General features: G+C 30.8%; 9 protein-coding genes. 7 read left to right on the top strand and 2 right to left on the bottom strand.

Features of this window, described 5'->3' with window-relative positions; all coding sequences use genetic code 11:
• The first annotated feature begins 171 nt into the window (after nt 1–171).
• A complete protein-coding gene (locus AC1EUV_RS03575) occupies nt 172–3,090 on the top strand; it encodes an OmpA family protein (RefSeq protein ID WP_480197291.1) in 2,919 nt (972 codons plus the stop codon).
• A gap of 2 nt (nt 3,091–3,092) precedes the next feature.
• On the opposite strand, the gene AC1EUV_RS03570 is transcribed toward AC1EUV_RS03575, so the two are convergent.
• Entirely contained in the window at nt 3,093–3,497 is a 405-nt protein-coding gene (locus AC1EUV_RS03570; RefSeq protein ID WP_480197290.1) for a hypothetical protein, read from the bottom strand.
• 113 nt (nt 3,498–3,610) lie between these two features.
• On the opposite strand from AC1EUV_RS03570, the gene AC1EUV_RS03565 reads away from it, so the two are divergent.
• From AC1EUV_RS03565 to AC1EUV_RS03555, 3 genes are all read left to right on the top strand, one after another.
• Nucleotides 3,611–4,354 carry a LytR/AlgR family response regulator transcription factor gene (locus AC1EUV_RS03565; RefSeq protein WP_480197289.1) on the top strand — a complete coding sequence of 248 codons (744 nt, stop codon included), beginning with the start codon at nt 3,611–3,613 and terminating at the stop codon, nt 4,352–4,354.
• A 1-nt stretch (nt 4,355) separates the two neighbouring features.
• Nucleotides 4,356–5,687: a sensor histidine kinase gene (locus AC1EUV_RS03560; protein WP_480197288.1), complete on the top strand. Its 1,332-nt coding sequence runs from the start codon at nt 4,356–4,358 to the stop codon at nt 5,685–5,687.
• A gap of 120 nt (nt 5,688–5,807) precedes the next feature.
• Nucleotides 5,808–6,047, top strand: coding sequence for a hypothetical protein (locus AC1EUV_RS03555; RefSeq protein WP_480197287.1), 240 nt, complete (start codon nt 5,808–5,810; stop codon nt 6,045–6,047).
• A gap of 86 nt (nt 6,048–6,133) precedes the next feature.
• Here AC1EUV_RS03555 and AC1EUV_RS03550 read toward each other — a convergent pair whose 3' ends face one another.
• Nucleotides 6,134–6,610 (bottom strand): CYTH domain-containing protein, encoded by a 477-nt coding sequence (locus AC1EUV_RS03550; protein ID WP_480197286.1) that lies wholly within the window; start codon nt 6,608–6,610, stop codon nt 6,134–6,136.
• 80 nt (nt 6,611–6,690) lie between these two features.
• On the opposite strand from AC1EUV_RS03550, the gene porZ reads away from it, so the two are divergent.
• From porZ to AC1EUV_RS03535, 3 genes are read left to right on the top strand one after another with little or no spacing between them, the layout of a single operon-like run.
• Complete coding sequence (gene porZ / locus AC1EUV_RS03545) at nt 6,691–9,027, top strand: type IX secretion system anionic LPS delivery protein PorZ (RefSeq protein WP_480197285.1); 2,337 nt, start codon at nt 6,691–6,693, stop codon at nt 9,025–9,027.
• A 2-nt stretch (nt 9,028–9,029) separates the two neighbouring features.
• Nucleotides 9,030–9,746, top strand: coding sequence for a DNA repair protein RecO (gene recO, locus AC1EUV_RS03540; RefSeq protein WP_480197284.1), 717 nt, complete (start codon nt 9,030–9,032; stop codon nt 9,744–9,746).
• A gap of 2 nt (nt 9,747–9,748) precedes the next feature.
• Complete coding sequence (locus AC1EUV_RS03535) at nt 9,749–12,214, top strand: TonB-dependent receptor plug domain-containing protein (RefSeq protein ID WP_480197283.1); 2,466 nt, start codon at nt 9,749–9,751, stop codon at nt 12,212–12,214.
• Nucleotides 12,215–12,266: the final 52 nt, after the last annotated feature.

Raw genomic sequence — 12,266 nt, 5'->3', positions numbered from 1 at the left:
TAATCAACAAAAAAGCTCAGGGTCACTGAGCTTTTTTTATGCTTACAATATTCGTTTTTTAACTTATTATCTATTAGATTCTTTATTTTTCAACAGGTAATTAACAGCGATTAATACTTAAATTAAAATTTCTTCGTTATGATAAAACAATTAATGTAAGCTAAACTTATCATGAAGAAAAAGTACACATTATTAGCAGTTATAATGTGTTTTAGTCTATTGACTAAAGCCCAAACCTCCTCTGGCAAACATCATATTAAATTTTTAGAGATCAATTCTGGTAACCCAGATATCGGTGTTTCATTTATTGATCATAACAAAGTAGTTTTTGCTACAACAACCTCCGAAAAGGTTATTGATCAGCAAAAATACAATGCACATTTAGATTTATTTACTGGAGAGATGAATGATGATGGAGCTATTGTTAACAAGCAGAGAATGAAAGGTATTAATAGTAAACGTATTAGTACAACAGGAGCTACATTTACTAAAGATGGTAAAACAGTTTACTTTTCTGCAAATAAATATGCTAAAAGAAAAACGAAGAAAGTACGATACGAAATTTACCAAGCTTCTATAGATTCGGTTGGTAATTGGTACAACATTAAAAAATTACCTTTTAACAAGAAAGGTTATTCTAATAACTATCCAACCATAAATAAAGAAAACAAAAAGCTATATTTTGTATCTAATAGAACGCCATCTTATGGGGGAACCGATATTTTCTCTGTTGATATAAATAAGGATGGTAGTTTTGGAGAACCAACTAATTTAGGAGCTAAAATAAATACTACAGGAGACGAAACAACACCTTTTATTGCTGAAAACAACTTTTTATACTTCTCATCAAATGGTCGTGAAGATAGTTTAGGCAATATGGATGTTTATGCAAGTGAAGCTTTTGAAAATACGGTTTCTGAACCGCTACATTTAGACTCACCAGTTAATAGTATTAATGATGATATAGGGTATATTGTAAATACAGATAATAAAGGATATTTTTCTTCAAACCGTTTACAAGGTCAGGGTAATGACGATATGTATTCATTTTATATTGAGCCTGATAAACCAGTAGAATGTTTACAAAACATTGTTGGTACCGTAAGAGACCAAGAGACAGAGACATTAATTACTGATGCAGCTATAATAGTTATAGATGATCAAGGTAACGAAATTAAGAAGCTGGTAACAGATGAAAATGGTAATTACAATTTTACATTAAGTTGTAGAAACACATATACTGTTGTGGCCTCTAAGTTGAGATATACAAAAGAAGAGCATATTGTAAATACGGCAAATTACTTTAATGCCCCTGCACTTGAGATCAATCAATCGTTAGTAAAAGAAATTAAAGAAGTAGCTAATAATAAGTTGGTTATTAATGCAAATCCAATTTATTTCGGGTTCGACAAATCAAATATTACTACAGCAGCTAGAAAAGAATTAGATAAGATCGTTAAGATAATGAAGGAAAATCCAGCTCTAAACATCGAATCGGCATCTCACACCGACTCTAGAGGTAGTAAAGCTTATAACCAGAAGTTATCTGAACGTAGAGCAAAAGCAACAGTTAATTATATTGTTTCGAAAGGAATTTCAAAAGATAGGATTACGGCTAAAGGATATGGTGAAAGTCAATTATTAAATAATTGTGCAGACGGTGTACGTTGTGGCATTGAAAAACACAAATTGAATAGAAGAACGGAATTTGTGATAATAAATAAGCAAGCGCTTAATTTACCTAAAGAATCAAAATCTAAGCTAGTCGATAAAAAGAAACAAGCTCAAATAGTAACTACACCTAAAATCACTACTGCACCTCCAAAAGGAAGCGCAATAGAAGGTACTAGTAATGATTCAAGTAAAGGAGAAATTATTATTTTAACTAACGAAAAAGTAGATAACGATCCCGAATCATCTAGAGATGAAGGAGCTATAGAAATAGACTACGAACAGAATATTGATTTAGTTGAGAATGTAGGGAGCAATATATCAGTTGAAGAAAATAATAAAAAAGTAGACGATACTGTAGAAGAAGTAAAAATTATTGCAGAAACATTAACAAAGAATCTAGAAAAAAAAGATGTTAGAACTATTGCTAATGCCAACGTAACCGAAAGTGTAACGAAAACTTCAACATATCAATTAGGTAGAATAAACGATGCTGAAGAGAATGTTCAACCGAAGATGATTGAAATTGCTACAATAAAAGAAGGCAATATTATTTTAGTTGATGAAATAAAAAATATATCGAATATTGAACATGAAAATGATGTAGATAATAGAATAGAATTGTTTAATCAGAAGGTGAAACAGGAACATGGAAATGAAGAAAAGGTGCTTTTAGAAACTTCATTGGTAAAAAATGAACAACCGCAAAAAATAAATGGAACAATTGATAAAGCGGAAGAGTTAAGTTCAGAAGTTATCGACGATAAGCCTGAGGTAGAAGCTCCAAGCTTTAATAGAGATTTTTCTGGGGACAAAGATAACATTAGTGCAGCTTCAAACACTTTATTTTCAGATACTGATGATTTTGAGTCTTATGATGATAAGTCAATAACTAGTAATAGATTTAGATCAAAAGTAGTATCAGATTCTTCAGGGCCATCAGAAACAAAAAACATGTATTTAGCTTTAAAAAAGGAAGAGCTTAAAAGACAGTTTATTGAAAGTACAAAGAATCTTAAAAAAGAAGAGGTATTAATACTAAATGCTATTGATATTTCACCAATGTTAATCAAAAGAAATGGAAATTATTCATTGACAAATACTGCAAGCAGAGTAGATGTTATGCGAATAAATTTTCAAGTTGATAATAATCCACATGTAGATGCAGGATATAAAAATGTTTATGTTATTATTCAAAATCCAAAAGGAACAATCTTAAATAGAAAAGGGACATTTAAAGCGAATAATGGCGATACTCTGGCATATACAGAAATGACACATGCTTATTATAATAATAACCACTTAAATCTTTCTATGATAACAGATAGGTTTATTCAAAAAGTAACAAAAGGATTTTATACTGTTATTATATATATTGAAGGTTATCCAATAGGTTTAGAGATGTTAGAGTTAATTTAACATTACTCTATTTTTATATACTTTTCGGCACAACCCTCAATACAAAAGTGAGTAATAGTCATAAATTTCCCTTTAATTTCATATGGTAGACCTAAAGGGTTATTAATAAATGGATTTTCACAATCATTAGGTAAAATCTTCTGGTCTTCTTCAGAAAAAGTGCCAGTAGATTGATTATCAGAAAGAGAACTTACTGTGCACAATGTCCCGTTCGCAATAAAGGTTCCATCACTAAATACTTCAATTGTTTTATTACTCTCAACATCTCTAAAATCACCACTTCCATCCCCTGGATCAGAGTAAATTTGGATTAGTTGCCATTTACCTACTAATGTGGTATTAGAATCGTCGCTAGAACAACCGAGTATTACTAAAACTAAAAAACTAATCAGAACCCTTTTCTTCATAATATTGATTTTTTTAGAAGATGGATTATCAGAAAAAAGGTTGCTTATAAGATTACTCTTTGTTGATTTTCACATTTGTAGTATCTTGCTTTCGATTAATTAACTCTCCGACCATGTTAAAAACTGTCTTGATTGACGATGAGATCAATGCCTTAGAAGCCTTAGAATGGAAGCTAAATAGATATGCATCTGATGAGGTTGAAATTATTAAATGTAACTCTCCATTACAAGGAATTGATGTTATTAATAAAGAAAAACCAGACTTAGTATTTTTAGATATAGAAATGCCAGAAATGGATGGTTTTGCATTACTTCAAGAGTTAGATTATAAAGATTTTGCACTTATATTTACTACTGCACATGATGAATTTGCCTTAAAAGCAATTAAAGTATCAGCTATAGATTATTTATTAAAACCAGTCGATAAAGATGAATTGATAACAGCGCTCGAAAAAGTTAAGACTACAAGAAAAGATTCTAATTTAGAAGATAAACTACAATCGTTATTTTCAAATTTAAACCCCGCTGCCGATAAAATTAATATTTCTGCTGACGGTAAAATTTACTTACTTGATAAAGAAGAAGTAATCATGTTAAAATCTGATAAGAGCTATACAACAATTTTTCTTACAGAAGAACGTAATATTCTTGTATCCAAAACTTTAAAAGAAGTTGAAAAGAAATTTGATTTTCCTCAGTTTTTTAGAGTACATAACTCTTACTTGATCAATATGAATCATATTAAAGAATATATAAAAAACTTAGGAGGAGAATTAATGATGAGTAATGGTATGACTGCGGGTATAAGCCGAAATAAAAAAGCGGAATTATTGCAAAGACTTGCCTTAGATAAATAAGATGTTGTTAGACCTAACATCGGAATTTTATTCTTGGATTAGAGGAGGCCTATTAGTGCTAGCCATATATCATTTTATGATATTCATCAAGAATAAGAAAAAGCACTATTTATTTTATAGCTTGTATTTACTAGCATTATTCGTTTATTTTTTTAGTCATATTTGCCCCGAACCGTATCTGTGGGTATATGATTATGTAAATTTTGCTTTGCAATTTGTTGCTTTTGGTTTTTATGTAGTTTTTGCCAGATCATTATTACAAACTAAAAAATTTATACCTGACTGGGATGTTCTATTAAGGATAGAGTATAAGATTTTCTTTTTACTATCAATTGTGTTTGTACTTACGCAGTTGTTTTTAAGCTACCAGCACCAAGAAAAATTATTTTTATTAGTTACACCTGTATTTACAGTTTTTGCATTATTAACATACATAGTTTTAACTAAAATTAAAGGACGTTATGTTACTTTTTTCATAATAGGGTCACTAACCTATGTTGTTCTTGCTAATTGCAGCTTATTATTACCTTTTGCTTTAGGGAAGGAATTCTTTATTAATATTAAAGTAGAACCTATGTTTTTCACTTATGTAGGAGCCATAATAGAAGTAACTATGTTTGCCTTAATAGTAGGCGATAGAGCTGATTATGCAGAAAGAACAAAGGATGAGGCAAAAGTAGAAGCAGCACTTAAAACAAAAGAGATTGCTGACTTAAAAATGACAGCTCTTCAAAGCCAAATGGATCCTCACTTTTTATATAATTCTTTAAATTCGATTAACAATTTTGTTCTTCAGAACGATACAGAAAAAGCTTCAGATTATATAACTAAATTCTCACGCCTTATAAGAGAAGTATTGCAAAAATCATCGAGTTTAACAATACCATTAAGTGAAGAATTAGGTATTTTAGGATTGTATGTTCGTCTTGAACAAATGCGTATGGAAGGCGGATTTGATTATGTAGTTACAGTAGACGATAATATCGACTTAGATAAGATTATGGTACCACCGCTTTTTATGCAGCCATTTATAGAAAATGCTATCTGGCACGGGTTTGTAAATAAAGAAGCTTACAAAAAAATCAATTTAATACTTTATGATGAAGAAGATAAAGTGCGTTGCGAAATTATAGACAATGGTATCGGTATCAAGCAATCAAAGCAGCTTAAAAAATCTTCTAGTAGAGCGCTTAAATCTTTTGGCTTAAAAACTTCTGAAGATAGAATTAAGCTACTGCATGAAGATCAAAAAGTTTATGTTATTATAGAGGACATAACCGATTCAAAATCTTCAGGAACCAAGGTTACTTTAAAATTCCCAAAAAATGTTTAGTAAACCATTTGTTTAAAAAAACAAACCGTTTATTAATTATTTTTATATAGCCATTTGTTTTAATAATATATGGCCTATTAAAAATGTATATTTGAGTAACTAATTCAAAACTCCCTCAAAATGTCTTTAACCTCATTCTCTATACCATCTGATAAAGATGTGCTTAAAGAACTTTCAAAAAAGAAACAGATAATAAGTTTTGTTGGTGAAGGCAGCATACAGCAAAAAGTTAATGAAACACTTTATGTAAGGACTGTAAAAATTAAAAGAAAGCAGGTTGAGTTGTTACAGAATGTCATTTTTGTTAAAAAAGGAATTTCATGGTTATTTAAATCTATTGAAAATGTCTCTTCTGCTTAAAAAAGCTATTCCGATTTGGGAAATTACTATACCAAAGAAAAATTTTGCCCTATTAAACAAACCTCAAACCATTAAATATTTAAGGTTTATTTTTCCCATTTTTTATAAGGAAATTTACTAAGGTTAGAATTATAATATTTAATTATGCCTGTAATTTCTTTAGACAACCATAAAGGCTTTTCGAAAATTTCTTGTTCATTTTTCAGCTCAATTTCAGCAATAATTAATCCTTGGTTATCTCCAAAAAATTCATCTACCTCATATAAATGTTGACCAGACTTAATTAAATATCTTTGTTTTTCAATAATACTTTCTTCGCATAAATTTAACAACTCGTTAGCCTCAGTTAAAGAAACTTCTTTTTCCCATTCAAAACGAGTTGTACCTGACCTATTAGATTTACCTTTTATAGTTATAAACCCAGATGTATCTGTAATTCGTATTCGTACGGTTCGTTCTTTATCAGAATTTAAAAAACCTTGTCTTATATATATTTTTTGAAAGCTATCTTTTTTAAAAGCATTAGATTTCACCAAAAATTTACGTTCTATTTCAAGACTCATAATCTATTAGATATGTGCTAAAATTACACTTTTACCGTTAAACTATTATTAAATATCTTTGACCAATATTATAAAACTATATGACTAAATTTTTCTATACTCTTTTTATAATTTTTTCTTTAACAGGATGGGCGCAAACCGATTTTTCAAATAGTTGGGAAGATTTTTACTCTTATAACAATGTTAAAGATTTTATTAAGGTTGAAAATAAAATTTATGTAGTAGTTGATAATGCAGTTTTTATCTACGACACTAGCACACGTGAAACAGAAAAATTGTCATCTGTTCAAGGATTGTCGGGAGAAATATCTACAAGCATTTATTTTAGTGAAGCCTTACAAAGACTTGTTATTGGTTATCAAACAGGTCTCATCGAAGTTGTAGATAGTGATGGTAAGATTACAATTTCAAATGATATTGAGCGGTTAAGTATTACTGGAGAGAAACAAATAAATGATATTACTGAGTTTAATAATAAGCTATACTTAGCTACACCATTTGCAATAGTTGTATATGATCTTGAGAGTTTACAATTCGGCGACACATTTTTTATTGGTAATGGCTCTTCGGAAGTTGCAGTGAACCAAATAAAAGTATTTCAGAATAATATTTATGCAGCTACCGAACTAGGTGTTTTTGTTGCCGATGTCAACAACACCAACCTTATTGATTTTAATAATTGGTCTCAGCCTCAAGGTAATTTTTTAGGTGACTTCAAAGCTATTGAGACTTTTAATGATCGCTTATTCACAGCTAGAGCTACCGAGTTTTTTGAGATTACAAGCGTTTCAAACTTACAACTAATAAATAATCAGCCATCTATAATTGAAGATTTAAAATCATCTACTAAGTACATTACTGTTGCAACTAATAAGCAAGCGCAAGTATTTAATTCGGTATTATCACAAGTATTAGTAACGAATACTACTCCAGAGTATGATTATGATTTGAATGCAGCTTACGCAGAAAACCAAACTATTTATTTAGGCACTTCAGATTTTGGAATTTTAGAACGTAGTTTCTCAAACGCTGTTGATCATACTGAAATTCACCCTCAAGGACCTATATCTAATGATGTGTTTTCTATTACTGCAGAGAACAATAATCTTTGGGTGGTATATGGAGGCTATGATGGCGCATTTACTCCATTACAATTAACTAGAGGATTTAGTCATTATAACGGTGAAGAATGGATTAATACAGCTTATAATCCAACATATCCAGCAAGAGATCTGGTACATGTAACTATAGATCCAGAAGAAGAAAACAAAGTTTATATAAGTTCTTGGGGACAAACAGACCCTGGTAACCTAAGCTCAACAGGAGGTATACTTGTTGTAGAAAATGACGAGGTTACTACATTTCTAAATGATTCAAATAGTGGTCTCGAAGATTTAGCTCCTTTAAACCCCAATTATCATAGCGTAAGAATAAATGGCACTGCGTTTGACAATCAAGGAAATTTTTGGGTTGCAAATGCTTGGATAGCTAATCGTTTAAAAAAACTAGCACCAAACGGCACATGGAGTAGTTTCGATTTAAGTAGTATTATAACAGATGAAGCTTTTGGTCTTACTGAGCTAGTTATTGATAGATCTGGTAGTATATGGATTGGATCTAGACGCAATGGATTATTAGTATTTAATGAAACAGGAAATAGAAAAAGAGCATTAGTTACTGAAGCTACAAAAGGTTCTTTACCAGATCCTAATGTAAGAAGTATTGCAGTAGATAGAAATAACAGAATTTGGATTGGCACTGCTAAAGGGTTAGTGGTGCTTTCTAATGCAGCTGGTATTTTTGATAGTGAGATTTTTGATGCCAATCCTGTGATTATTGACGATGATGGAATCCCAAAACGATTACTAGGAGAGCAGCCTGTAAATTCAGTAGCTATTGATGGGGCTGATAATAAATGGTTTGGTACAGATACGGGCGGGGCGTTAGCAACAAACCCATCGGGACAAGAAACGCTTTTTAATTTTAATAAAGACAATTCGCCTTTACCATCTAATAAAATTGTAAAGATTAAAGTAGATGATAGTACTGGTAAGGTGTTTTTCGCTACAGATAAAGGTATCGTAGCATTTAATAGTAATGTTGCTCCTTTCGGGAATACTTTAGGAGAAGTATATGCATACCCTAACCCAGTAAGAAAAGAACATAATACAGTTACAATTGATGGTAGAAACGGAACAAATTTACCAAGAGGAACGAACGTAAAAATCTTGGATTCAGCAGGTCATTTAGTACACGAAACTAATGTAATAGAAGGGCAAGAATTAAAGGGAGGTAAAGTTGTTTGGAATAAAACAAATCTTGCTGGACGTAAAGTAGCATCTGGAGTCTATATAGTATTGCTAACAATTCCTGATAAATCAGAAACTTCATCTACAAAAATTGCGATTATTAACTAAAAATGATTGTTAAAACTAAAGCAATTGTTATAAGCTCTGTAAAATATGCTGAGTCAGATCTAATTGTAAAGTGCTATACCGAAGAAGGATTAAAATCTTACTTACTCAAGCGAATATTAAAGGCTAAAAAAGGGAAATTAAAAGTTGCTTACTTTCAGCCTCTAACTCAATTAGAATTAATAGCTTCTCATAATGATAAATCGAGCTTAAATTATATTAAAGAAGCAAAGGTTTTATATCCTTATATCACAGTACATATCAATATTATTAAGCAAACTGTAGTAATATTTTTATCAGAAGTTTTAAATAAGGCACTGAGAGAAGAGGAAGCTAATGTTCAATTGTTTGAGTTTATAGAAACATCATTAAAATGGTTGGACACGCATGATCAAATTTCAAATTTTCATTTGCTTTTTATGCTAAATCTGACTAAACATTTAGGGTTTTATCCTGATAAAGAAAATAGTTATTTTGATTATTTTAATATAGAACAAGGTGTTTTTTCATATTCAAAGCCTTTAAGTGAGTTTATTTCAAACAGAAAATTAGATGATTTCAAAAAGTTACTCGGCACAAATTTTGATAATATCTCTGTATTGAAATTTAATGGTAAAGAAAGACTGCAATTATTAGAAGTATTGGTACGATATTTTGAATTACATTTGCCAGGATTTCAAACCCCTAAATCACTAACCATATTAAAAGCAGTATTTGTGTGAATATGAAGAAGGCTTTACTTTGTATTGTATTGTTTGTCGGGCATCTTACTATAGCACAACAAATTACCATTTTAGATCGAGAGTCAGAATTTTCTATACCTAACGTAACTGTAGTTAATGAAGACAACTCTAAAAGAGTTGTTTCTAATGCAAGCGGCAAGGTAGATCTTTCAATTTTTGAAGATACAGACATTTTAACCTTTTCTCATGTTTCTTATGTGGAGTTCGAAGCATTAAAGAGACGTATAATCTTAGGCAAGATTGTCTATTTGCAAAGTAAATCAGAACAATTAGAAGAGGTATTTCTATCTGCATCAAAAGGAAAAGAATCATTAAAACGTATTGCCGAACAAGTCGCAGTTTTTTCTATAAAGGATATTCAGCGTACTGCACCACAAACCTCAGCAGATATGTTAGCTGAGATTCCTGGTATAAAAGTTCAAAAATCTCAATTTGGTGGCGGAAGTCCAGTTTTAAGAGGAATGGAAGCTAATAGAGTTTTATTAGTTGTTGACGGTGTTCGGATGAATAACGCAATCTATAGAAAAGGACATTTACAAAACTCTATTACTGTATCACCAAACATGCTAGATAGAACAGAAGTTATATTTGGACCATCGTCTGTGATTTATGGTTCAGATGCGTTAGGTGGAATCATTCATTACTATACTAGAAAACCAAAAACGAGTGAAAAAACAGAAGCTAATACTTCTTTTTTATCGAGGTATAGTACAGTTAACAATGAGAAAACAATGCAAGCCGGTATAGAATTACAACTTAAGAAATTTGCATCATTCACAAGTGTGTCTTATAGTTATTTTGGAGATTTACGCATGGGTAAGAAACGATCACATGATTTTGAAGACTGGGGATTAGTACCAGAATACTCAAATAATACAGATTCTTTTTTCAATGCAAATCCAATAATAAATTCTGATCCAGAAATTCAAAGAAATACAGGTTATAACCAAACAGATATTTTACAAAAATTCTTTATTCCACTTTCAGAAAAAGTAGATATTACGTTTAACTTTCAATATGGTACTTCATCAGATATCCCTCGTTTTGATCGTTTAACGGAACGTAGAGATGGAAAATTAAGGTTTGCTGAATGGCATTATGGCCCACAGAAGCGTTTATTAGTTTCTTCCCAATTACAATTAAATCTAGATAGTAAATGGATCAAAAACGGAACCATAACAACTGCTTATCAAAACATTGAAGAATCTCGTATTAATAGAAGATTTGGAAGCTTAAATAAAACTAGCAGAAAAGAGCAAGTAGATGTTTTTAGTTTAAATGCAGATTTTTCTGTTCCATTAACTAAAGATAATAATCGAGTATTATCATATGGAGCAGAACTGACCCATAATGATGTTAGTTCTACACCTAAAGGAGAAACAATAGAAGTAAGTGGAAATCAGATTACTGGAATTTCAGATACTTTTCCTGTTCAAGCACGCTATGCTGATGGAGGTAGTTCATATACAAGTGCAGCCCTATATGTGAATTATCGTCAAGACATCAACAAAAAATCAACATTAAATACAGGTGTTCGTTTTACAGACACCTATTTAAGGGCTAAATGGATAGACAATACATTTATTACACTTCCTGACAATGATATTTATTTAGCTAATTCAGCTTTTACCGCTACAATAGGATATGTATATAAACCCGCTATAAATTGGCAAATTAACGGTGTACTGTCTTCAGGCTTTCGCTCTCCGAATATAGATGATGTGGGAAAAGTACGTGAAAAGGCTGGAGATGTTACTGTCCCTAACATAGATCTTAGACCAGAGTTTGCCTATAATGCTGAGTTAGGTATTCTAAAGTATTTTAAAAATAAAAGTTCTTTTGTGGGAATTACAGGTTATTACACTTTGTTAAATAATTATATTATTCGTGAAAATTTTATGCTTAACGGAAGTTCAACAATTTTGTTTGATGGAGAAGAGGGAAACATTGTTGCCAATGTTAATAAAGATAATGCTTATGTCGTAGGAGGTACGTTTAATTTTAAACAACACTTAGGAAATTATTTTACTACAAGAGCTTCACTAACTTATACAAAAGGAAAAACCTACAACACTAAAGAAAACTTATCTTCTATTCCACCATTATTTGGTCAAGCAGAAATCAATTATTCAAAGAATAAGTTTGAAGCAGGGTTTAGTATCCGTTTTAACGGAAGAAAAAAAGCAAAGAACTATAATTTAACTGAAGGTATTGATAATATAGAGCAAACTCCAATTATGGATGCAAACGCTACTGAAGATATTAATAAATACTACGGATCACCTTCATGGGCTACGCTAAGTGTCAATTTATCTTATAGATTAACAAAAAATATAGATTTACAGTTAGCTGTAGATAATATTTTAGATCAACATTATAGAGAATTTGCATCCGGTATTAGCGCTCCAGGGCGAAATTTTTCATTTTCAGTGCTAGCTAATTTTTAACAAAAAGAGTTTTCTTATTTTTATTAAATCTAAATAAGCGTATATTTGTGTC

This window comes from Maritimimonas sp. 2304DJ26-3, assembly GCF_056591635.1.
This window is presented reverse-complemented; position numbering and strand designations above follow the sequence as displayed.